Genomic DNA, 23,226 nt, shown 5'->3' on the forward strand with positions numbered 1-23,226 from the left:
AGGTATATATGAAACAGGTTCGTCAAATTGTATGGGCACTTGCCTTAGTGCTAACGATTCTATTCACAGCTGGTTTGACTAAAACAATACATGCTGCAGAAGTCTCATCATATACACAGACAGCACGTCTAACGAAAGATGGTAACACGCTAACAAATGGGAGCAAGGTGTTGACAAATGAAAAATTGTCAGCAAGTATTTATTTAGCCTTTCCAGATTCGCAAACTATTCAAGCTGGTGATACCTTAACTCTTAGTTTGCCAAAAGAATTAGCCCTCTACACAGCATTGGAATTCAATGTTCTTGAGGAAGGCCAATCAAATGGTCAGATGGTGGGGAAAGCTGTCGTTGATACAGCTAAGAAAACAGTGACCGTTACCTTTAATGATTATTTCGCATCTCATCCACTCAACAAACGAGTTGCTCTTCATTTTGATGTAAAAGTCGATTCAGAAGTAGTTACAAAAACATCTCCAATCCAGTTTAAACTAGGAAATACAGATTTTTCCTTGAATTATGAAAAAACAGCTGGGGAAGCTGGGGACTATGAAATGAAATACGGCTATCAAGATAAGTCTGATCCAACCATAATCAAATGGCGGATTCTCTTAAATGCCCGTCAAGATATGCTGCGAGGAATGGTCATTAAAGACCAATTCGGAGATGGCTTAACATTGGTTGAAGGGAGCTTACGTGCGGTTCGCTATGCTCCTGTAGAAGGTGGGATCAAGAACGAAGCTCAGATCTTGAGTCTCCCAGTTCTAGATAACTTTACTAAAAAAGCTGTTTTCGATAAGAATGCAGATGGAAAGATCACTGGTTTTACAATTGAATTTGGTGATAATTACAATTGGCCAATGTATATTGAATATTCTACAAAAGTAGCTCCTGGAACGAAAGTCGGTGATATTGTCCATAATACATTAACATGGAAGGCAACCAATTTCCCAGCACCGCGTAGTTTAACCCGTGAAGTACGATTGGAAACAGGATCTGGCGAAGGATTGGGTGAGAAAGAACAAACGCCACCGACACCTAGCTCAACCTCCTCATCAAGTTCTAGTTCTTCATCAAGCTCATCATCTTCAACGAGTTCTAGCTCTTCATCAAGTTCATCATCTTCAACGAGTTCTAGCTCTACATCGAACTCAACATCCACATCAAGTTCTTCATTGAAATCATCTTCATCTTCTGTTAAAGAAGAAGCTCCAAAACCTGGTAAGAAAAAAGTTCTTCCAAGTACAGGTGAAAAGATGACACCGGTGGTTCTTGTCATGGGTGTCTTCCTAGCAGTTCTATCGGTTGGAATTTTACGTGTAAGAAAAGATTCTTAAAATGATCAATGAAAGATCAGACTTCTGTCTGGTCTTTTTGTGTAGGCTCGATTTGAAAAATCCCCTATTTCGTGGTAAAATAGGGCTAATGAATTTATAGTAATCGAGGTATTAGAAGTGGCTTTTGGAGATAACGGAAAACGTAAAAAAACACCATTTGAAATGATCACGATGGTTGTCATTGTGATTATGTTGATTGTAACGGTTGGTGCAATCTTTGCAACCGCAATTGGTGCTCTTTCTTATTAAGACGCACACAGAAATAAAGGAAATCATCTATTTATGAGTATGTTTTTAGATACAGCCAAGATTAAGGTCAAGGCTGGAAATGGCGGCGATGGCATGGTGGCTTTTCGCCGCGAAAAATATGTCCCTAATGGCGGGCCTTGGGGTGGTGATGGAGGTCGTGGTGGCAATGTCATCTTCGTAGTAGACGAAGGCTTGCGCACCTTGATGGACTTCCGTTATAACCGGCATTTCAAAGCCCAAAATGGGGAAAAAGGAATGACTAAAGGGATGCATGGACGGGGAGCAGAGGATCTCTATGTACGAGTCCCTCAAGGAACGACCGTCCGAGATGCTGAGACGGGCAAGGTCATTACGGACCTAGTTGAAAATGGACAAGAGTACATTGTCGCACACGGTGGCCGTGGCGGACGTGGAAATATTCGTTTTGCCACTCCAAAGAATCCAGCACCAGAGATTTCTGAGAACGGGGAACCTGGTCAGGAACGCGAACTCGAATTAGAACTCAAGGTCTTGGCAGACGTTGGTTTGGTTGGCTTCCCTTCTGTTGGGAAATCAACCCTTCTTAGTGTCATCACTTCAGCCAAACCAAAGATTGGGGCCTATCATTTCACAACCATCGTTCCAAACTTGGGAATGGTTCGGACGCCATCAGGTGAATCCTTTGCAGTCGCAGACCTTCCTGGATTGATTGAAGGGGCTAGCCAAGGTGTCGGACTCGGAACCCAGTTCCTTCGCCACATCGAGCGCACACGGGTTATCTTGCATGTTATTGATATGTCAGCGAGTGAAGGACGCGATCCTTACGAAGATTATGTTCAAATCAATAAAGAGCTTGAAACCTATAATCTTCGTTTGATGGAGCGGCCTCAGATTATCGTGGCAAATAAAATGGACATGCCAGAGAGCCAAGAAAACTTGAAAGAGTTCAAGAAGAAATTGGCAGCCAATTACGATGAGTTTGATGAACTGCCACAGATCTTTCCGATCTCTAGTTTGGCGCATCAAGGTTTGGACAATTTATTAGAAGCAACAGCAGAATTGTTAGACAAAACGCCAGAATTCCTCTTGTATTCAGAAGACGAAATGGCTCAAGAAGAAGTCTACTATGGCTTTGATGAAGACCAGCCAGCCTTTGATATCAGTCGGGATGACGATGCCGCTTGGGTCTTGTCTGGCGAAAAACTTGAAAAACTCTTTAATATGACGAATTTCGATCGTGATGAAGCGGTCATGAAATTTGCTCGTCAATTACGTGGCATGGGGGTTGATGAAGCTCTCCGTGCGCGTGGGGCAAAAGATGGCGATATCGTCCGGATCGGTAAATTTGAATTTGAGTTTGTAGATTAAAATAGATCCTCAGCGGATCAAGGATTCCAAATAAGAAGTGAGGCTTTTTCAGTGGGAGATAAACCAATATCTTTTCGAGATGAAAATGGAAATTTTGTTTCAGCAGCCGATGTTTGGAATGCTGAAAAACTAGAAGAACTCTTTAATACGCTAAATCCTAAGCGCAAATTGCGCTTACAAAGGGAAAAATTAGCAAAAGAAAACCAGCAGAAGTAAATAGACTTGGAGAATACTATGGCAAAAACAATTCATACAGATAAAGCACCTGCAGCAATTGGACCTTATGTTCAAGGGAAAATCGTAGGGAATCTTCTCTTTGCAAGTGGACAAGTTCCCTTGTCACCTGAAACAGGTGAAATCATTGGAGAAACCATCCAAGAACAAACAGAGCAAGTCTTAAAGAACATTGGGGCTATTTTGGAAGAGGCTGGGACAGACTTTGACCATGTGGTGAAAACCACTTGTTTCTTAAGTGATATGAATGACTTTGTACCTTTTAATGAGGTCTATAAAACAGTCTTTATCACAGAGTTTCCAGCTCGATCTGCTGTTGAAGTAGCACGCCTGCCACGTGATGTGAAGGTTGAAATTGAAGTTATTGCGGAAATTAAGTCCTAATAACCATTCAAAGACAAAAAGACAGAGTGGAGAGCAGGAAACTGTAGGCCACTCTGTTTTATTTATGGGAGGAGAAAATGACAGAAAGTAAGATTCAACTGGTCATGGTAACAGGGATGAGCGGTGCGGGTAAGACCGTCGCCATCCAATCGTTTGAGGACTTGGGTTACTTTACCATCGATAATATGCCACCGGCGCTCTTGCTGAAATTTATTGAGCTCATGCGCCACAGTCCCGATAACAATAAATTAGCCGTTGTTGTGGATATGCGGAGCCGTTCTTTTTTCAATGAAATTCGCACCATTTTGGATGAATTGGACAACCAAGAAGACCTCGATTTCAAGGTCTTGTTCTTGGATGCCACTGATAGTGAGTTGGTAGCACGATACAAGGAAACCCGTCGTAGCCATCCATTAGCGGCAGATGGCCGTGTCTTAGATGGGATTACCCTAGAGCGCGAACTCTTGTCCCCTTTAAAAAATATCAGTCAAAATGTGGTGGATACGACTGAGTTGACACCTCGTAATTTGAGAAAAACGATCGCAGAACAATTTGCCAGTCAAGATAATCAGCCAGATTTTCGGGTTGAGGTCATGTCATTTGGGTTTAAATATGGCCTTCCGATCGATGCTGACCTTGTGTTTGACGTGCGTTTCCTTCCAAACCCCTACTACAAATTGGAACTTCGGAATTTAACCGGTCAGGATCCAGCAGTCTATGATTATGTCATGGATCACCCTGAATCAGAGGACTTTTACCGTCATCTCCATGACTTGATCGTACCTATTTTACCGTCTTATAAACGGGAAGGTAAATCCGTTCTCACCATCGCTATGGGCTGTACCGGTGGGCAACACCGTTCAGTAGCCTTTGCAGAGCGCTTAGCGCATGATTTAGAAAAAAATTGGCAGGTCAATTGCAGTCATAGAGACAAGGACAGACGGAAAGAAACGGTGAATCGCTCATGAGAAAACCTAAAGTAACCGTTATTGGAGGAGGAACAGGAATTTCTGTTATCCTCGATAGTCTGAGAAAGAAACCGGTCGACATCACTGCCATCGTAACCGTTGCAGATGATGGCGGGAGTTCAGGTGAATTGCGGAAGAACATCCAAAAATTGACACCACCTGGGGATCTTCGAAATGTGCTGGTTGCCATGTCAGATATGCCTCGTTTTTATGAGAAGGTCTTTCAATACCGTTTTGCAGACGATGATGGCCCTTTGGCCGGACACCCTTTGGGAAACTTGATCATTGCAGGGATTTCAGAGATGCAAGGCTCGACCTATAATGCCATGCAGTTGTTAACCAAGTTCTTTCATACGACCGGCAAGATCTATCCTTCCAGTGATAGTCCCTTGACCCTTCATGCAGTTTTTCAAGATGGAAAAGAAGTGGTAGGAGAAAGCCACATTGCCAACTACACCGGCATGATTGATCATGTTTATGTGACCAATACCTTTGATCAAGAGCGCCCAAAAGCTAGTAAGAAAGTGGTGGAAGCTATTCTTGAAAGTGATATGGTCGTCTTAGGTCCTGGTTCGCTCTTTACCTCGATCCTTCCTAATTTGATGATCGATGAGATTGGGAAAGCCATCCTTGAAACCAAGGCCCAAGTAGCCTATGTGTGTAATATCATGACCCAAAGAGGAGAAACCGAGCATTTCACAGATAGTGACCACGTTGCCGTTCTTCATAAACATTTGGGAGAGAAGTTCATCGATACCGTCCTTGTCAATATCAATCAGGTTCCCGCAGCTTACATGAACAGCAATAAATTTGATGAATACTTGGTGCAGGTAGAGCACGATTTCAAGGGGTTGCACTCGCAAGTTCCCCAAGTGATTTCTTCTGATTTCTTGAAGTTGGTCAATGGAGGAGCTTTTCATGATGGCGAAAAAGTGGTCGAAGAGTTGATGCAGATCGTGCAGGTGAGAAAATGAGTTTTACGGTTCGTGTCAAAGAAGAATTATTGTCTCTCAAGCGATTTGAAAAGAGTGAATTGGCTGCCATTATCAAGATGTCTGGAAGTCTTGGGATTTCAATGGGGGGCTTGACGCTCTCGGTAACAACAGAAAATGCCAAGATCGCTCGCCATATCTATGAATTATTGCATCATTTTTATGAGGCCAAATCAGATATTCGCCACCATCAAAAAACCAATTTGAAAAAAAATCGTGTCTATACAGTATTCTTGGATGAAAAGGTGGAAGAGATTCTAGCTGACTTGCATTTGGCAGATGCCTTTTTTGGGATTGAGACAGGCATTGATGCCAGTGTTTTAGAAGATGAAGTAGCTAGTCGTGCTTATCTCCGGGGTGCTTTTCTGTCGAGTGGTTCCATCAAGGATCCTGAAAAAGGGAAGTACCAGCTGGAAATTCATTCTGTTTATACAGACCACGCGGAAGGAATTGCCCTTCTCATGCAAGGATTTTTACTAGATGCGAAAACCATCGAGCGGAAAAAAGGGGTGGTGACCTATCTGCAACGAGCGGAAGATATTATTGATTTTCTAATTGTCGTAGAGGCCATGCAAGCCATGCAGGAATTTGAGTCTATCAAGGTCATGAGAGAAACGCGCAATGACCTCAACCGGGCCAATAATGCCGAGATGGCCAATATCCAGCGCACAGTCACAGCTAGTATGAAAACCATTAATAATATTAGTAAAATTGTGGATACGGTCGGTCTAGGAAGTTTACCAAGTGACCTGCAGGAAGTTGCCTATATCCGGATGAACCATCCAGATTATTCTATCCAGCAGATCGCCGATAGTTTGCAAAAGCCTATTTCAAAAAGCGGTGTCAATCACCGCTTGCGTAAGATCAATAAGATCGCAGACGATTTAGACAAATAAAAAAGGCCAAAGGCCTTTCATAATGAGGTTAAAGTCTTTTTAAAAACTTTCCTTAGGTGAGTACGGACGTCAGCGAACTTCATAGAAGTTCCATGACTTAGTTTTGAGCCTAATGTCTCAAAACTCCCGAGTGCCTGAAACGTATTGTTTCAGGCACTTTTCTCACAGCGGAAAGTTTTTGTATTTTCTTGATTCATACTAAAAATAGGAACTCATTTTTACTTCTTTGCAGAATCGATTAACTTTTTTTATTATAAACTAGTTGAGTGGGTTGGTTGGACTTTCTTATCTGGATAGATGTAGTTGATGGCATTGTTTACAGCTGTTGGAGCTTCCCCAAGACCTGTAGCGATGAGATCAATCTTTCCTTCGTAGAAGCAGCAGTCTCCACAGGCATAAATTCCAGGAAGGCTGGTTTCTTGTTTTTGGTTCACCTTGATTTTATGGCGTTGCAATTCTACACCCCATTCTTTCAAGTTTCCGATTGAAGATTTAAAGCCATAGTTGACAAATAAGTGATCAATCGGAATGAGTTCGGTTTCATCGGTTTTAACTTTTGTGATTTCAAGATGAGTGGCATGACCATTTTCGCCAATCAAGCGGCTAGGAACAAATGGTGTTTTGATGCTAACAGAAGATTGTTTGAGTTCTTCTACACTATGTTCTAAAGCACGGAAGTTATCCCGACGATGAATGATCGTAGTTGGAGCAATCTTGTCAAAAGCAAGAGCCCAGTCTACAGCAGAGTCTCCACCACCAAGGACGGTCACCTGCTGTCCTTCATATTGTTGGATGTTCGAAACATGATAGTGGACGTTATCAAAGTCTTCAGCTCCCTCAATGTCAAGGGCGCGTGGCTTAAAGGCACCACCGCCCATGGCTATAATGACTGCTTTAGACTGATGCACTTGGCGAGAAGTAGTGATGGTGAAGAGGTCGCCTTCTTTTCGAATATCCTCTACAGTTTCATTGAGAAAGATCGGTGTATCAAACCGTTTGACTTGCTCGATCAAGCGGTTGCTCAATTCTTCACCAGTCAAATTGGTAAAGCCAGGTACATCGAGGATACTCTTTTCTGGATAGAGAATAGCTGGTTGCCCTCCCAGTTGAGGTAAGGAATCAATCAGTTTGACTTTTACTTGGCGCATATTGCCATAAAAAGCAGCAAACAGACCAACTGGTCCGCCCCCAACAATTGTAATATCATAAATTTCTGACATAGTATCTCCTTCAGGGTTTTCTTTGTTTCCATTGTATCATAAAATGGGAAGAATGAAAAAGTTGGAAAAAGAAATGATATGAAGGCTAGGAGGGCTAGAAAAGTTTCAAAAGATCTTGACAGCGTCCTTAAAGTGTGATAAAATTATTAAGATTTTAGGCTTGAAGGGAGTGAAAAATATGTCAAAAACAGTAGTACGTAAGAATGAATCTCTTGACGATGCTCTTCGTCGTTTCAAACGTGCGGTTACTAAAGCTGGTACTCTTCAAGAAACACGCAAACGTGAATTCTATGAAAAACCTTCTGTAAAACGTAAACGTAAATCAGAAGCAGCTCGTAAACGTAAAAAATTCTAATTGAATACAAGAACAGACTTCGGTCTGTTTTTTGTTTTTATCATCCGTTAAAGACAAAAAAACCGATCTTCTAGCTAGAAGATCGGATCTTTTTATCTGATTATTTGTTTGCAAGCAAGTCGCGGATTTCAGCAAGCAACTCTTCTTGAGTAGGAGCAGGAGCTTCTTCTTCGACAGCTTCTTCTTTTTTACCAAGGTTTTGAGCTTTTTCAGCAGCTTTCACTACGAAGAAAAGAACAGTACCAACAACAAGGAAGTTGATCACAGCGCTCAAGAAGCTACCGTATGCAACACCGTTCCATGACAAATTAGCAATCTTATCAACACCGGCAGCTTTCATAGCTGGTTTCAAAATAAGTGGAGTGATGATATCGTTAACAAGTGATGTTACGATAGCTCCAAATGCAGCTCCGATAACGACTGCTACAGCAAGGTCAACAATATTCCCACGAAGGAGAAAAGCTTTCAAATCTTTTAACATATCCTAAATATGTCCTTTCATAATAATTTTTTACTATGATAGTATAACGGAAAAATATTCGACTGACAAGGAATATGCCTCATTTTTTAAAATTAGTGATAAAGGTTGAAAATCTTTTCTTTTATGTGTGAAATCGGTAGGAAAAAATTTACTTTTACTAACTTTTAGTATAAAATATAAAGTGATAATCTATGGTAAAATGGAGGCACTGTTTATGGTTGATAAAGAGCTAATTGCAGAAATTAAAAACAGTGTAAACATTGTTGAAGTTATTGGAGAAGTTGTTTCTTTGACCAAGGCTGGCCGTAATTTTTTAGGGCTCTGTCCTTTTCATGGTGAAAAGACTCCTTCTTTTAATGTCGTTGAAGACAAGCAGTTTTACCATTGTTTCGGATGTGGTCGCTCGGGAGATGTCTTTAAGTTTATTGAGGAATACCGTGGAGTGGCTTTTATGGATGCGGTCCAGATCGTAGCAGAAAAAGCGGGTATTGCGCTTCAGTACCAAGCAAGGCCGGCTCAACCAACGTCTGTCAATCCAAACCAAGAACTTTATGAGATTCATCAGGAAGCCAGTAAGTTCTACCAGGCGATTCTGATGACGACAAAGATGGGAGAAGAAGCGCGAAATTATCTGCATGAACGTGGATTGACGGATGAGGTCATCCGACATTTTCAATTGGGCTTAGCCCCAGCAGAAGGGAATTATCTCTATCGAAATCTCTCTGAGAAGTTCTCTGAGAAAGTGATTACCGATTCGGGATTATTCACAATCTCAGATGCTGGAACAGTTTTTGATGCCTTTCAGGATCGGATTATGTTTCCTTTGACGGATGATAGTGGACGTGTCATTGCTTTTTCTGGTAGGTTATGGAAAAAGATGGACGATGGGAGTCATCAAGCCAAGTACAAGAATAGTCGTAGCACCCGTCTCTTTAACAAAAGTTATGAGCTCTACCATTTAGACCAAGCTAAGACGAGCGCCAAAAAGCAACATGAAATGTATATCATGGAAGGCTTTATGGATGTCATTGCGGCTTATCGAGCTGGGGTTGAAAATGCAGTCGCCTCTATGGGGACAGCCTTGACACCAGAGCACGTCCAGCACCTGTCTCATTTTACCAAAAAGGTCATTCTGACCTATGATGGGGATAAGGCGGGACTTGAAGCAACCGCTAAGGCCTTGGATGTCTTGCAGGATCTGGAGTTGGAGATCGTCCGTATCCCTGATCAGATGGATCCCGATGAGTACCTCAAAAAGACCTCCCCAGAAGATCTAGCTTCCCTCTTGAAGAATTCGCGGATCAGTAAGGTTGAATTCTTGATGCACTACTGGAAACCCCAGTATATTGAGAACTTGCAGGCACAGATTGAGTTTGTCGAGAAGCTGGCACCGATGATCGCCCAGACGCGCTCCATCACAGCGCAAAACACCTATATTTATAAGTTGGCAGATTTATTGCCAGACTTTGATTATTTGCAGATTGAGCAGATTGTCAATAATAGTCGCTTGCATCAACGGCAGGAGGATCAAAGTGGTGGACGATCAAGAACGTCGAATTTTTCAGTCGATCTCCTACCTAACCGTGGGATGACTCGCTTGATCAAGGCGGAAAATCATTTATTAAGTAGGATGAAAGATTTTCCAATGGTGCTCAATGATTACCGTTTGCGACCTGATTTTGTCTTTGACACACCGGAGTTACAGATCTTGTACCAATTACTCTGTCAAAATGGAGAAGTCACATCTCAGGATTTGTCCGAGCAACCTGAAGGGGTCCAGCACGCCTGGTACCGGATGTTAGAAGAAGATTTGCCAGAAGAGATAGCGGATGGTGAATTAGAAGAAGTGGAAGAAACGCGAAATCGTGAGCTTCTTCGCAAAGAAAGTCAACAAATTGGAAATAAAGTGAAGGAAGCTTCCTCGACAGGGGATGCGGAAAAAGCTTTATTGGAACTCGAGCGTTTGATCGCTCAAAAAAGAAGAATGGAGTAGGAATGGCTAAAGAACAAAAAGATATTACAACATTGGACGTTCAAATTGCAGAGTTTATTCGCAGCCACAAGAAAAGTGGAACTGCAACAGATGATGAAATTAATGACAAGTTGGTTATTCCATTCACACTAGATGCAGATGGGATTGAAGATCTTTTGCAACGCATTCAAGATGCAGGAATTTCGATCACGGATAAAGATGGTAACCCAAGTGCGCGTGTGTTGAACAATGAAGAAGAGCCAGAATTGTCAGATGAGGAATTGCTTGGAAGCAACTCTGCCAAGGTCAACGACCCAGTACGGATGTACTTGAAAGAAATTGGGGTTGTTCCTCTTTTGACCAATGAAGAAGAACAAGAATTGGCTATACTAGTGGAACAAGGTGATTTGGAAGCTAAGCAACGTCTTGCAGAAGCCAACCTTCGTTTGGTTGTATCCATTGCGAAACGTTACGTTGGTCGTGGAATGCAATTTTTGGATTTGATCCAAGAAGGAAATATGGGCTTGATGAAGGCCGTTGATAAGTTTGACTATACCAAGGGATTTAAATTCTCTACTTATGCGACTTGGTGGATTCGTCAGGCTATCACTCGTGCCATTGCAGACCAAGCACGGACCATTCGGATCCCTGTTCACATGGTGGAAACCATTAACAAGTTGGTTCGTGAACAACGCAATCTCTTGCAAGAATTGGGACAAGACCCAACGCCTGAACAAATCGCTGAACGCATGGATATGACGCCTGATAAGGTGCGCGAAATCTTGAAGATTGCCCAAGAGCCTGTTTCTCTTGAAACTCCAATCGGGGAAGAAGACGATAGCCATTTGGGCGATTTTATCGAAGATGAAGTGATTGAAAATCCAGTAGACTACACCACTCGTGTGGTACTACGCGAACAATTGGATGAAGTCCTCGATACTTTGACAGATCGAGAAGAAAATGTTTTGCGTCTTCGTTTTGGTCTCGATGATGGAAAAATGCGTACTTTGGAAGATGTGGGGAAAGTCTTCAACGTGACCCGTGAACGGATCCGTCAGATCGAAGCCAAAGCCCTCCGCAAACTCCGCCACCCAAGCAGAAGCAAACCATTGCGTGACTTTATAGAGGATTAAAAATGTCCAGGGGACATTTTTAACCCGAGCCCAGAAATTCGGAAGCGAGGAAGGTCCGGGGGACCTTTTTAACGGTCGCCAAGAAATCAAAAAGCGACCCAGGTCCGGGAGACCTTTTTAACGGCTACCTAAAAACAAGAGAGTGGCCAGATCCTGCGGATCTTTTTAACCCGAGCCAAGAAATTCTATCGAGAGTAAAATAGCAAAAAAAGGAAGTCATATGGCATATACAACTGAGCAAATTGAAGAAATTAAAAATAAAATCTTAAATGCTTTGGAAGAGGTAATCGATCCTGAGCTTGGAATTGATATTGTCAATTTAGGTCTTGTCTACGAGATCCATTTTGACGGTGAAACTGGAGCAACCATCATTGATATGACCCTAACGACCATGGGATGTCCATTAGCGGATCTTCTGACAGATCAGATTCATGATGTTTTAGCAGAAGTAGAAGAAGTGACATCTGTAGATGTGAAGTTGGTCTGGTACCCTGCTTGGACGGTTGAAAAGATGAGCCGCTATGCACGGATCGCACTTGGAATTAGTTAAAAATTCTATTCATCAAAACACATCAGAGGTTGGGGCTTCCCTAACCTCTGATTTGTTTATCCCTGTTTTTTTGAACAAGCATTTACAAATTCTTAGCAAATTTTCAGATAAAGTTGCAATCATCAAGGGGACAGGGTATAATAGCATAAATAGAAAATAAAGGAGATTTACATGAATCAGTATCCTTTGGTCTACTTGGACCATGTGACAAAGAATTATGGGCATGAAGTTGCTCTCATGGATGTTAGTTTGAACATCCAACCTGGCCGTATTATTGGCCTTTTGGGGCCCAATGGTAGCGGGAAAACAACCATCATTAAATTGATTAATGGTTTGTTGCAACCAAGCCTTGGAAATATCTATATTCATGGGCAATTACCATCCCCAGCTTCTAAAAAAGTTGTTTCCTATTTGCCGGATACAACTTATCTGAATGAAAATATGAAAATTAGTGATGCTATTCGTTATTTCCAAGATTTTTATACAGATTTTAATGTCCAACGAGCTTACCAATTGCTCAACGATTTGCATTTGCATCCAAATCAAAAATTGAACAGCCTTTCAAAAGGGAACAAGGAAAAAGTACAATTGATTTTGGTGATGAGTCGTGAAGCTGACTTGTATGTTCTTGATGAACCAATCGGTGGGGTCGACCCAGCGGCGCGTGATTATATTTTGCGGACCATTATTCAAAACAGACGTCCAAACTCTTCTGTCTTGATTTCTACTCACTTGATTGCTGATATTGAGCAAGTTTTGGATGAGGCCATTTTCATCAACCAAGGAAGAATCCTCTTGCATGAAAATACGACTGTTATGCGCAATCAACACGGAAAATCAATCGATGAGATCTTCCGTGATCAATTCCGTGTTTATTAGGAGGAACCCATGTTTGGTAAATTATTAAAATATGAATTTAAATCGACAGCTAAGTGGTATTTATTGATCACCCTGATCGCACTAGGTTTGTCAGTACTAACAGGTATTATTGCTGGAAGTTCTTCAACAACTATTAGAAGTTGGGATCTAGATACCATGCAAATGGTAGCAGGAACTATTGGGATTCTTATTTTTGGAGGAGTCATTGGTCTTTATCTTAGTAACTACTATATTATTATCCGTCGTTTCTATTCCAACTTATACGGACGTGAAGGTTACTTGACATGGACCCTTCCAGCTAGTCCTCATGCGATCATTTTGTCTAAATTTGTGGGAGCTTTAGTAGCGAGTCTTTACTGCCTATTCCTTCTATTTTTTAGTGGTCTTCTTACAATTATTGTGATGGGCGCTGTCGTTGGACAAGACCTCTCTCCTGTATTTAGTATTATCGCTGAGGCTTTTAGTTATTCTATAGCTTATTGGATGATCATCTGGTGGATTTTCACCACAGCTTCAGGAATCTTCCTATTTTATGTATCGATCGCACTTGGCCAACTGTTCCAAAATCGTCGTGGATTGAAAGCGATTCTGTTCTTCTTTCTTTTGTGCCTTGTCTTAAGTATCATTGGTACAGCGGTCAATCCATTTAAGGATTCATATGCTGTCGGGTATGCATTGGTTTATGGAAAGTTTGATGAATTTGGAGCAAACTTCATTCCAGGTCTTATCTATGAAGTCATCAAGATTGTTTCTATGTACTTCACCATCCACTATATCAGCAAGTACAAGTTGAATCTTCAATAAGTACAGTAAATTGAGCAAGGAGCTTCCCGGTGGAAGCCTTCTTGTTCAATTTTTTTCTTTTGCATTTTTGGCTACATTTTGATATACTAATTGTATTCGTTTTGGGGTCGTTACGGATTCGACAGGCATTATGAGGCATATTTTGCAACTCATCTAGCGGATGTAAAACGCCAGTTAAATATAACTGCAAAAAATAATAATTCTTACGCTTTAGCTGCCTAAACACCAGCAGGCGTGACCCGATTCGAATCGCTCGTGTTTGATGACAGGTCTTAATTTTAGCGAGATACGATCTAGCTTGGTCTAGGAGTTAGATAAGAGATTGATAGACTCGCAACTACAGGGCTTGAGTTATGTGTCGTGTAGCTGTTAAACTAAGACATAACCTATGGTTGTAGACAAATATGCTGGCAGGTGTTTGGACGTGGGTTCGACTCCCACCGGCTCCATATTTTTATTCATGGAAGATTACTCAAGAGGCTTAAGAGGCCGTGTTGGAAACGCGGTAGGCGTGTAAAAGCGTGCGTGGGTTCGAATCCCATGTCTTCCGTTGTTGAGACATCATTGTGTAGCAGTGGTGTTTTTTTGTACAAAAAAGAGTCCCAAAAATAGACAAGTGAGGGAGGAGACAAAGTGATTGCACAGCTAGATACCAAATCAGTCTATACTTTTATGGAAAGCCTTGTGACCATAAAAGACTATGTCCACGTGGCTAAAAGCATGGGGTATGACGCATTGGGAATCATGGATGTAGATAATTTGTATGGTGCTTATGAATTTATCGAAGCCTGTCAGGCCCACAATCTCAGCCCCTTGGTCGGATTAGAAGTTGGACTAGAAGTAGACAATGAAACAATTCCGTTTCGGATGATGGCCCTGTCAACGAAGGGCTACCAGAATCTGATGAAGATGTCGACCGTCAAAATGATGGGGAAGAGCAATTGGGAGGATGTGAAGCACCTAACAGAAGGAGTAGCAGTCATTGTCCCAGCTCCTTTTGCTAGTGGAGACTTGCCGCTTGGTCTAGATTACTTCATCGGAGTTTTTGCGGATACGCCTGTCCAAGAGTTTAGCCACCCTGTGATTCCTCTTCATACCGTTCGATTTTTTGAGGCGGAAGATGTGGAAGCCATGCAGATGCTGGCAGCCATCAAGGACAATCAAAGCTTGACGGAAACAGGGCCAATTGATCCGACAACAGTCCTAAAAACTCCTCAGGATTTAAAGAATGATTTTGCAGAGCGATTTCCTCAAGCCATCACAAATCTGGAAAAACTTGTCCAAGGAATTCAATATGACATTGATACCCAGTTGAAATTGCCTCGCTTCAATCCTCAGAAACCAGCTGTTGAGGAACTGAGAGAATTAGCTCAAGCGGGTCTCCTTCGAAAGAACTTGACTAGTCCGGTCTATCAAGAACGTCTGGAGCATGAATTAGACATTATTCACCAAATGGGCTTTGATGACTATTTCTTGATTGTCTGGGACCTTCTTCGTTTCGGACGGAGTCAAGGCTATTATATGGGAATGGGACGTGGGTCTGCTGTAGGCTCACTGGTAGCCTATGCATTAGGAATTACAGGGATTGATCCTGTGGAGAAGAACCTCCTGTTTGAGCGCTTTTTAAATGTGGAGCGCTACACCATGCCGGATATTGATATTGATATTCCTGATATCTATCGTCCAGAATTTATCCGCTATGTGAGAGACCGTTATGGGAGTTACCATGCAGCTCAGATCGTGACCTTTTCAACCTTTGGGGCCAAACAAGCCATTCGAGATGTCTTTAAACGTTTTGGAGTACCAGAGTACGAATTGACCTCCATTACCAAGCGGATTGGCTTTAGGGATACACTGGCGACAGCTTATGAACAGAATCTAGCATTTCGACAAGTGATTCATAGCCGAGCAGAATTTGAGCGTGGCTTTGAAATTGCCAAAAGAATAGAAGGCCAACCAAGGCAGACCTCTATCCATGCGGCTGGGGTTGTGATGAGTGACCAGGATTTGACGGATCACATTCCTCTCAAGTATGGAGAAGACATGTTTGTCACCCAGTATGATGCCCATGCGGTTGAAGCCAATGGTCTGTTGAAGATGGACTTTTTGGGTCTGCGAAATTTAACCTTTGTTCAGAAAATGAAGGAAGCCGTCTATGAAAAGTACCAAGAAGAGATCGTGATTGAAGCCATTGATTTAGAAGATCCAGAAACCTTGGCCTTGTTTGCTGCAGGGGATACCAAGGGGATTTTCCAATTTGAACAGGCTGGAGCCATTCGCCTCTTGAGACGAGTGAGACCCAATCATTTCGAAGAAGTGGTAGCGACCACCTCTCTCAATCGTCCAGGGGCTAGTGATTACATTGATAATTTCGTCAAAAGAAAGCACGGCCAAGAAAAAGTTGAGATTTTAGATCCAGCTATTGAAGAAATCTTACGGCCCACTTATGGGATCATGCTCTACCAAGAGCAGGTCATGCAGGTTGCCCAGCGTTTTGCAGGCTTTAGTCTAGGGAAAGCCGATATTTTACGTCGGGCTATGGGCAAAAAAAATGCAGCTGAAATGCACAAGATGGAAGACGATTTTGTCGCAGGTGCTCTTAAACTTGGACATACGGAAGAAAAAGCCAAAGAGGTCTTTGCGATTATGGAAAAATTCGCAGGCTATGGGTTTAACCGTTCCCATGCCTATGCCTATTCTGCCTTGGCCTTTCAGATGGCCTATTTCAAGGTCCATTATCCAGATGTTTTCTTTGATGTCATGCTCAATTATTCGAGCAGCGATTATCTGACAGATGCTCTCCAGTTTGATTTTAAAGTCGCGCCATTATCCATCAACACCATCCCTTACAGAGATAAGTTCCAGGATCGAAAAATTTACTTGGGAATGAAAAATATCAAGGGACTCCCGAGAGATTTAGCCTATTGGATCATTGATAATCGTCCCTTTGAAAGTGTCGAAGATTTTATTTTACGCCTCCCCAATCAGTATCATAAATTACCTCTGTTAACACCTTTAGTGGAGCTTGGACTGTTTGACATTTTTGAAAAAAATAGACGCAAGGTGCTTCACAATTTGCCGAATTTGTTTGTCTTTGCTGATGAGCTAGGTAGTTTATTTGCAGATTCTAACTATTCCTGGACAGAAGCAGAGGACTTTAGCCAGGCTGAAAAATATGAGAAGGAAGAGGCCATTATTGGCGTCGGGCTCAGTACCCACCCATTGGTTGCGATTGGGAAAACGAGTCCCTACGAGATCCAACCAATTTCTCAACTCATACAAGGAGAGCAGGCGCGCATTCTCATTGAGGTACAAAACATTCGAACCATTCGAACCAAGTCGGGCGATCTCATGGCTTTCTTACAAGTCAGTGATACCAAGAAAAAATTGGATGTGACCCTTTTCCCTGAAACCTACAATCGATTTTCCTCCTTGATAAAAGAAGGTGGCTTTTATTACTTGACAGGGAAGATACAAGAGCGTGATGGGCGCTTGCAGATGATTCTAGCAGAGGCGCAACTGGCAACCAATGAAAAGTTCTGGATCCAGTTGCTCGATCATCGTCAGGATAAAACGATTCTTTCTATCTTGAAAAAATATCCGGGCCCATATCCTGTGATACTACGCTATGAAGACGAGAAAAAAACTCTTCAATTGAAGGGCTATACAGTCCAGAAAAACAAAGAATTGGAAGATGAACTAAAGAATCTCGTTATGAAAACGATTTATCGGTAAAAACTGCGAAAAATACGAGAATTTTAGTCTTCTTTGTGTTATAATTACGTAGAATGTAAAAGAAAAAAAGGAGCAAACAACGAAATGAAACGTATTGCTGTTTTAACTAGTGGTGGAGATGCCCCTGGTATGAATGCTGCCATCCGTGCAGTTGTTCGTCAAGCAATTTCAGAAGGAATGGAAGTTTTCGGTATCTATGATGGATATGCGGGAATGGTTGCTGGTAAAATTCAGCCCCTTGACGCCTCATCTGTTGGAGATATTATTTCCCGTGGTGGTACCTTCCTTCATTCAGCTCGTTACCCTGAATTCGCACAACGCGAAGGTCAATTAAAAGGGATCGAGCAATTGAAGAAACACGGGATCGAAGGTGTTGTCGTTATTGGTGGAGATGGTTCTTACCATGGCGCGATGCGCTTGACTGAGCTTGGATTCCCAGCTGTTGGTCTTCCTGGTACGATCGACAACGATATCGTCGGAACTGACTTTACAATTGGTTTTGATACTGCAGTCACAACTGCAATGGACGCGATCGATAAGATCCGTGATACTTCATCTAGTCACCACCGTACTTTCGTTATCGAAGTGATGGGACGTAACGCTGGAGATATCGCTCTTTGGGCAGGGATTGCATCTGGTGCAGATGAAATCATCATTCCTGAAGAAGGATTCAAGATCGAAGATGTTGTTGAAAGCATCAAAGAAGGTTACGCTAAAGGTCGTACCCACAACATCATCATCTTGGCTGAAGGCGTGATGTCTGCAGATGAATTTGGTAAAGCTTTGAAAGAAGCTGGTGATGAAAGTGACCTTCGTGTGACTGAGCTTGGCCACATCCAACGTGGTGGTTCACCTACTGCGCGTGACCGTGTTCTTGCTTCACGTATGGGAGCACACGCTGTTAAATTGTTGAAACAAGGAATCGGTGGTGTAGCCGTTGGTATCCGTAATGAAAAAATGGTTGAAAACCCAATCCTTGGTAAAGCAGAAGAAGGAGCCCTCTTTAGCTTGACAGAAGATGGTAAGATTGTGGTAAACAATCCACATAAAGCTGATCTTGGTCTTGCCGAGTTGAACCGTAGCTTGTCTTCAATCTAATTTTATTTCATAAATTCGTTAACCTTGTCTTAAAAAGACAGATATATTTAAAAAGGAGTCATATATATCATGAACAAACGTGTAAAAATCGTTGCAACTTTAGGTCCTGCGGTAGAAATCCGTGGCGGTAAAAAATTCGGTGAAGATGGATACTGGGCTGAAAAACTTGACGTTGAAGCTTCAGCACAAAACATTGCTAAATTGATCGAAGCTGGTGCGAACACTTTCCGTTTCAACTTCTCACACGGTGACCACCAAGAACAAGGTGAACGTATGGCGACTGTTAAACGTGCAGAAGAAATCGCTGGTAAAAAAGTTGGTTACCTTCTTGATACAAAAGGTCCTGAAATCCGTACTGAATTGTTCGAAGGCGAAGCTAAAGAATATTCATACAAGACTGGTGAACGTATCCGCGTTGCTACAAAACAAGGTATTAAATCAACTCGTGAAGTGATTGCTTTGAACGTTGCTGGTGCGCTTGACATCTTTGATGACGTTGAAGTTGGACACCAAGTATTGGTTGATGATGGTAAATTGGGTCTTCGCGTTGTAGAAAAAGACGCTGCAAAACGTGAATTTGTTGTTGAAGTTGAAAACGATGGTATCATCGCTAAACAAAAAGGTGTAAACATCCCTAACACTAAGATTCCTTTCCCAGCACTTGCTGAACGCGATAACGACGATATCCGCTTCGGTTTGGAACAAGGTATCAACTTCATCGCGATCTCATTTGTACGTACTGCAAAAGACGTTCAAGAAGTTCGTGCTATCTGTGAAGAAACTGGTAACAGCCACGTTCAATTGTTTGCGAAAATCGAAAACCAACAAGGTATCGAAAACTTGGATGAAATCATCGAAGTTACTGATGGTATCATGATCGCTCGTGGTGACATGGGTATCGAAGTACCATTCGAAATGGTTCCAGTTTACCAAAAAATGATTACTTCTAAAGTAAATGCTGCTGGTAAAGTTGTTATCACTGCAACAAACATGCTTGAAACAATGACTGAAAAACCACGTGCTACTCGTTCTGAAGTATCTGACGTCTTCAACGCTGTTATCGATGGTACTGATGCTACAATGCTTTCAGGTGAGTCAGCAAACGGTAAATACCCACTTGAATCTGTAGCTACAATGGCGAAAATCGATATGAACGCTCAAACACTTTTGAAAGAATATGGTCGTTTGAACCCAGCTTCATTCGAACGTAACTCTAAGACAGAAGTTATGGCTTCAGCTGTTAAAGATGCTACAAACTCAATGGATATCAAATTGGTTGTAACATTGACTAAGACAGGTCACACTGCACGTTTGATCTCTAAATACCGTCCAGATGCTGATATCTTGGCATTGACATTTGACGAATTGACAGAACGTGGATTGATGTTGAACTGGGGTGTTATCCCAATGTTGACAGATGCTCCTTCATCAACTGATGATATGTTCGAAATTGCTGAACGTAAAGCAGTTGAAGCTGGTCTTGTTAAATCTGGTGATGATATCGTTATCGTTGCTGGTGTACCAGTTGGAGAAGCTGTTCGTACAAACACAATGCGTATCCGTACAGTACGTTAATAGACAATTATATCTAAAAGCCTTGCTGGTTGGTCCGAAAGGATTGACCGCGAGGTTTTTCTTTTTCTTCTGGTGTGTGTTGATAAGAATTCTCACTAATGCTTACTTTCTCTTTTTTAAAGATCAAAAACATGGTATAATAAATAAAAAGGAAGGGAGACATACATGCCAAGGAGAGATTTAATTAGAAATGTCATCATTGTCGGTGTACTGGTTTTGGCACTGATTTTGCTTCGAATCTTTGTATTTCATCCATTTAGTATCAATGATAAAATGGCCAATGCTTCTGTGAAAACTGGAGATCTTGTGGTAGCGACTAGAAATGCTCAGGTAGATCGCAGTGATTTGGTCTTATACAAGGTCGGTGGAAAAGAATACCTTGGACGTGTCATTGCCAAAGAAAACGACGAAGTCAGCTACGTAGATGACGTCCTCTATTTGAATGGACAGGCAACACCAGAACCTTACCTGAACAAAATGCTCAACAAACACTTAGCTGCTCCAACGAGTAATGGGTATTATACGGATGATTTCTTCTTATCAGAGTTAAAAGGGACCAAGGCTGGTCGTGTACCATCCGATACTTATCTTGTCTTAAATGATAACCGTGGAGATACAGAAGATAGCCGTGAGTTTGGTTATATCCATAAAAATCAGATCGAAGGAGTCGTGAATCTACGTCTCTATCCTCTCAATAAATTTGGATTTATAAAAGTAGAAGAATAGCCGAAAGGCTATTTTTTTTTATAAATATCAAAATGAACTAGTTTTTTTCCATTTTTGTGGTAAGATGTTCATTAAATAATTTTTTAGGAGGAGAATGCTATGCAGTATGCTTTGGAAATTTTACCAAGTTTGTTAAAGGGAGCAAGCCTCACCTTGCAAGTGTTTGCTTTCGTATTGATTTTATCGATTCCACTAGGAATCGTTGTTGCATTTTTGCTTCAATTGCGCTCAAAGATCCTGCATGGCCTCCTAACAATTTATATCTGGATCATGCGAGGAACTCCTCTTTTGCTTCAGTTGATCTTTATTTATTACGTCCTTCCAAGTATTGGGATTCGGATTGATCGCTTGCCTGCGGCTATTACAGCCTTCACCCTCAATTATGCAGCCTATTTTGCGGAAATCTTCCGTGGAGGAATTGTCGCCATTCCGACAGGTCAGTATGAGGCGGCCAAGGTCTTAAAATTGAGTTCATGGCAAACGATTCGCTATATCATTTTGCCTCAGGTGGTGAAGATTGTTCTTCCAAGCGTTTTCAATGAAGTCATGTCCTTGATTAAAGATACCTCCTTGGTCTATGCTCTGGGAATTAGTGATTTGATCCTCGCTAGTCGGACGGCGGCCAATCGTGATGCCAGTCTAGCACCCATGTTTTTGGCGGGAGCTATTTATTTAATCCTCATTGGGATCGTGACCATCATTGCTAAGCGAGTTGAAAAGAACTTTTCATATTATAAATAGGAGGAGAAGCATATGTTAGAATTAAAACAAATTTCGAAACGGTTTGGGGATAAGCAGATCTTATCAGATTTTAATCTTCTCGTTCCTGAAAAACAAATCGTCGCCATTGTTGGTCCTTCTGGGGGAGGAAAGACTACTTTGCTTCGCATGCTAGCTGGTCTTGAAACCATTGATTCTGGTCAGATCATCTACAATGGTGAAAACTTGCCTCTGGATGCCTTAGAAAAACGAAATCTTCTCGGTTTTGTCTTTCAAGATTTTCAATTATTTCCACATTTATCGGTCATGGAAAACCTGATCTTGTCTCCTGTTAAGACCATGAATGTGACCAAGGAAGAAGCGAGTAAAAAAGCCATGAGCTTACTGGAGCGTTTGGGACTCGAACAACATGCGGATGCTTATCCCTTCTCTCTATCTGGTGGCCAGAAGCAACGGGTGGCATTGGCTCGTGCTATGATGATCGATCCAGAAATTATTGGCTATGATGAGCCGACTTCGGCCTTGGATCCAGAATTGCGATTAGAAGTTGAGAAGTTAATCTTGCAAAACCGGGAACTGGGGATGACTCAGATCGTTGTTACCCATGATATTCCATTTGCAGAAGCAATTGCGGATGTTCTTCTCAAGGTTGAGCCTAAATAGGAGGAGACTATGAAACGAGTAATACCATGGCTGCTAGGTGTCCTTAGTCTCGTTCTTCTGACTGCCTGCGGACAGACAGTGAGTGATCCTAAAGTGGACAACTGGCAAAAATACCAAAAAGAGCAGTCCATCACGATTGGTTTTGATAATACTTTCGTTCCCATGGGCTTTGAACAAAAAGATGGGAGCTACGCTGGTTTTGATATTGATTTGGCCAATCAAGTCTTTGATTCTTATGGGATTCATGTCAACTGGCAACCCATTGATTGGGATATGAAAGAGAAGGAACTGAAAAATGGGACCATTGATGCCATCTGGAATGGCTATTCGGCTACAGATGAACGTCGGGAGAGTGTTGCTTTTACCAAGCCCTATATGAAAAATGAACAAGTCTTGGTCACTAAGAAAGCCTCTGGGATCCAATCAGTCGATGGGATGAAAGAGAAACGATTAGGTGCCCAGACCGGATCGTCTGGCTATATGGATTTTGAAGCCAATCCTAAAATCTTAAAAAATAAGGTTAAAAATCAAAAGGCTACCCAATACCAGAGTTTCAACGAGGCGCTGATCGATCTTCAGAATGATCGGATCGATGGCCTCTTAATCGACCGTGTCTATGCCAACTATTATCTGCAGACGGAAGGAATTTTAAAAGACTACAATGTCTTTCCTGTCGGTTTTGAAACTGAATCCTTTGCGGTAGGAGTGCGCAAGGCGGATAAAACCTTGAAGAAAAAAATTGATGAAGCTTTTGTAAAACTCTATCAAAAGGGCCAATTTCAAAAGATCTCTAAGAAGTGGTTCGGAACGGATGTAGCAACAGACGATATCAAGTAAAAAAGAGAGTGGGACAGAAATCGGTAATTCGTTAGAATTCGATTTCGTCGTCCCACCTCCGCACAGTTGAGTAG

The 23,226-nt window shown here is 41.9% G+C and carries 23 protein-coding genes, 1 tRNA gene and 1 other RNA gene; 23 read left to right on the forward strand and 2 right to left on the reverse strand.

The features are described 5' to 3' along the window. Positions 1 to 8: 8 nt before the first annotated feature. The 8 genes from H7T92_RS02585 to whiA all read left to right on the forward strand — a co-directional run bounded on the left by H7T92_RS02585 (position 9) and on the right by whiA (position 6,404). Positions 9 to 1,334 carry an LPXTG cell wall anchor domain-containing protein gene (locus tag H7T92_RS02585; RefSeq protein ID WP_201036940.1) on the forward strand — a complete coding sequence of 442 codons (1,326 nt, stop codon included), beginning with the start codon at positions 9 to 11 and terminating at the stop codon, positions 1,332 to 1,334. A gap of 117 nt (positions 1,335 to 1,451) precedes the next feature. Continuing rightward, positions 1,452 to 1,583 carry a DUF4044 domain-containing protein gene (locus tag H7T92_RS02590; protein WP_003011566.1) on the forward strand — a complete coding sequence of 44 codons (132 nt, stop codon included), beginning with the start codon at positions 1,452 to 1,454 and terminating at the stop codon, positions 1,581 to 1,583. Between the two features lie 33 nt (positions 1,584 to 1,616). Then, entirely contained in the window at positions 1,617 to 2,930 is a 1,314-nt protein-coding gene (gene obgE, locus H7T92_RS02595; RefSeq protein WP_023917726.1) for a GTPase ObgE, read from the forward strand. A gap of 51 nt (positions 2,931 to 2,981) precedes the next feature. Next, positions 2,982 to 3,146, forward strand: coding sequence for a hypothetical protein (locus H7T92_RS02600; protein ID WP_003006512.1), 165 nt, complete (start codon positions 2,982 to 2,984; stop codon positions 3,144 to 3,146). An 18-nt stretch (positions 3,147 to 3,164) separates the two neighbouring features. Beyond that, the gene (locus tag H7T92_RS02605; RefSeq protein ID WP_201036941.1) at positions 3,165 to 3,548 is read left to right on the forward strand and encodes a RidA family protein; all 384 of its coding nucleotides are present in this window, start codon (positions 3,165 to 3,167) and stop codon (positions 3,546 to 3,548) included. A 77-nt stretch (positions 3,549 to 3,625) separates the two neighbouring features. After that, on the forward strand, positions 3,626 to 4,516 hold the full coding sequence (gene rapZ / locus H7T92_RS02610; RefSeq protein WP_009732574.1) for an RNase adapter RapZ: 891 nt from the start codon (positions 3,626 to 3,628) through the stop codon (positions 4,514 to 4,516). Next, complete coding sequence (locus H7T92_RS02615) at positions 4,513 to 5,490, forward strand: YvcK family protein (RefSeq protein ID WP_003017791.1); 978 nt, start codon at positions 4,513 to 4,515, stop codon at positions 5,488 to 5,490. The genes rapZ and H7T92_RS02615 overlap by 4 nt, the downstream gene beginning before the upstream one ends. After that, positions 5,487 to 6,404 carry a DNA-binding protein WhiA gene (gene whiA, locus H7T92_RS02620; protein WP_155125115.1) on the forward strand — a complete coding sequence of 306 codons (918 nt, stop codon included), beginning with the start codon at positions 5,487 to 5,489 and terminating at the stop codon, positions 6,402 to 6,404. Before H7T92_RS02615 ends, whiA begins: the two co-directional genes overlap by 4 nt. A gap of 251 nt (positions 6,405 to 6,655) precedes the next feature. On the opposite strand, the gene H7T92_RS02625 is transcribed toward whiA, so the two are convergent. Then, positions 6,656 to 7,624 carry an NAD(P)/FAD-dependent oxidoreductase gene (locus H7T92_RS02625; protein ID WP_049490569.1) on the reverse strand — a complete coding sequence of 323 codons (969 nt, stop codon included), beginning with the start codon at positions 7,622 to 7,624 and terminating at the stop codon, positions 6,656 to 6,658. A 178-nt stretch (positions 7,625 to 7,802) separates the two neighbouring features. Here H7T92_RS02625 and rpsU point away from each other — a divergent pair, with 178 nt between their 5' ends. After that, positions 7,803 to 7,979 (forward strand): 30S ribosomal protein S21, encoded by a 177-nt coding sequence (gene rpsU / locus H7T92_RS02630; protein WP_000048054.1) that lies wholly within the window; start codon positions 7,803 to 7,805, stop codon positions 7,977 to 7,979. Between the two features lie 100 nt (positions 7,980 to 8,079). On the opposite strand, the gene mscL is transcribed toward rpsU, so the two are convergent. After that, entirely contained in the window at positions 8,080 to 8,460 is a 381-nt protein-coding gene (mscL, locus tag H7T92_RS02635) for a large conductance mechanosensitive channel protein MscL (RefSeq protein ID WP_049483887.1), read from the reverse strand. A gap of 214 nt (positions 8,461 to 8,674) precedes the next feature. Here mscL and dnaG point away from each other — a divergent pair, with 214 nt between their 5' ends. From dnaG to H7T92_RS02705, 14 genes are all read left to right on the forward strand, one after another. Continuing rightward, positions 8,675 to 10,453 (forward strand): DNA primase, encoded by a 1,779-nt coding sequence (dnaG, locus tag H7T92_RS02640; protein WP_021152923.1) that lies wholly within the window; start codon positions 8,675 to 8,677, stop codon positions 10,451 to 10,453. A gap of 2 nt (positions 10,454 to 10,455) precedes the next feature. Continuing rightward, positions 10,456 to 11,565, forward strand: coding sequence for an RNA polymerase sigma factor RpoD (rpoD, locus tag H7T92_RS02645; protein WP_021152924.1), 1,110 nt, complete (start codon positions 10,456 to 10,458; stop codon positions 11,563 to 11,565). A 220-nt stretch (positions 11,566 to 11,785) separates the two neighbouring features. Next, the gene (locus H7T92_RS02650) at positions 11,786 to 12,115 is read left to right on the forward strand and encodes a metal-sulfur cluster assembly factor (RefSeq protein WP_004220168.1); all 330 of its coding nucleotides are present in this window, start codon (positions 11,786 to 11,788) and stop codon (positions 12,113 to 12,115) included. A gap of 171 nt (positions 12,116 to 12,286) precedes the next feature. Continuing rightward, the gene (locus H7T92_RS02655; protein WP_201036943.1) at positions 12,287 to 12,994 is read left to right on the forward strand and encodes an ABC transporter ATP-binding protein; all 708 of its coding nucleotides are present in this window, start codon (positions 12,287 to 12,289) and stop codon (positions 12,992 to 12,994) included. A gap of 9 nt (positions 12,995 to 13,003) precedes the next feature. Further along, positions 13,004 to 13,798, forward strand: a complete 795-nt coding sequence (locus tag H7T92_RS02660; protein ID WP_155125111.1) for a hypothetical protein — start codon at positions 13,004 to 13,006, stop codon at positions 13,796 to 13,798. Between the two features lie 103 nt (positions 13,799 to 13,901). After that, positions 13,902 to 14,250, forward strand: a transfer-messenger RNA (tmRNA) gene (gene ssrA, locus H7T92_RS02665). Between the two features lie 10 nt (positions 14,251 to 14,260). Continuing rightward, positions 14,261 to 14,348, forward strand: a tRNA-Ser gene (locus H7T92_RS02670). A gap of 83 nt (positions 14,349 to 14,431) precedes the next feature. Beyond that, complete coding sequence (locus H7T92_RS02675) at positions 14,432 to 17,533, forward strand: DNA polymerase III subunit alpha (protein WP_201036944.1); 3,102 nt, start codon at positions 14,432 to 14,434, stop codon at positions 17,531 to 17,533. A gap of 84 nt (positions 17,534 to 17,617) precedes the next feature. Next, entirely contained in the window at positions 17,618 to 18,631 is a 1,014-nt protein-coding gene (pfkA, locus tag H7T92_RS02680; protein ID WP_021152956.1) for a 6-phosphofructokinase, read from the forward strand. 69 nt (positions 18,632 to 18,700) lie between these two features. Then, positions 18,701 to 20,206, forward strand: coding sequence for a pyruvate kinase (gene pyk, locus H7T92_RS02685; RefSeq protein ID WP_013903352.1), 1,506 nt, complete (start codon positions 18,701 to 18,703; stop codon positions 20,204 to 20,206). 165 nt (positions 20,207 to 20,371) lie between these two features. Further along, positions 20,372 to 20,932 carry a signal peptidase I gene (gene lepB / locus H7T92_RS02690; protein WP_003006560.1) on the forward strand — a complete coding sequence of 187 codons (561 nt, stop codon included), beginning with the start codon at positions 20,372 to 20,374 and terminating at the stop codon, positions 20,930 to 20,932. 99 nt (positions 20,933 to 21,031) lie between these two features. Continuing rightward, positions 21,032 to 21,673, forward strand: coding sequence for an amino acid ABC transporter permease (locus H7T92_RS02695; RefSeq protein ID WP_023917742.1), 642 nt, complete (start codon positions 21,032 to 21,034; stop codon positions 21,671 to 21,673). A gap of 12 nt (positions 21,674 to 21,685) precedes the next feature. Continuing rightward, positions 21,686 to 22,315 (forward strand): amino acid ABC transporter ATP-binding protein, encoded by a 630-nt coding sequence (locus tag H7T92_RS02700; RefSeq protein ID WP_003014104.1) that lies wholly within the window; start codon positions 21,686 to 21,688, stop codon positions 22,313 to 22,315. A gap of 9 nt (positions 22,316 to 22,324) precedes the next feature. Then, on the forward strand, positions 22,325 to 23,152 hold the full coding sequence (locus H7T92_RS02705; protein WP_201036946.1) for an amino acid ABC transporter substrate-binding protein: 828 nt from the start codon (positions 22,325 to 22,327) through the stop codon (positions 23,150 to 23,152). The last annotated feature ends 74 nt before the right edge of the window (positions 23,153 to 23,226 follow it).

Source organism: Streptococcus parasanguinis (assembly GCF_016648855.1).
Classification (GTDB): Bacteria; Bacillota; Bacilli; order Lactobacillales; family Streptococcaceae; genus Streptococcus; species Streptococcus parasanguinis_L.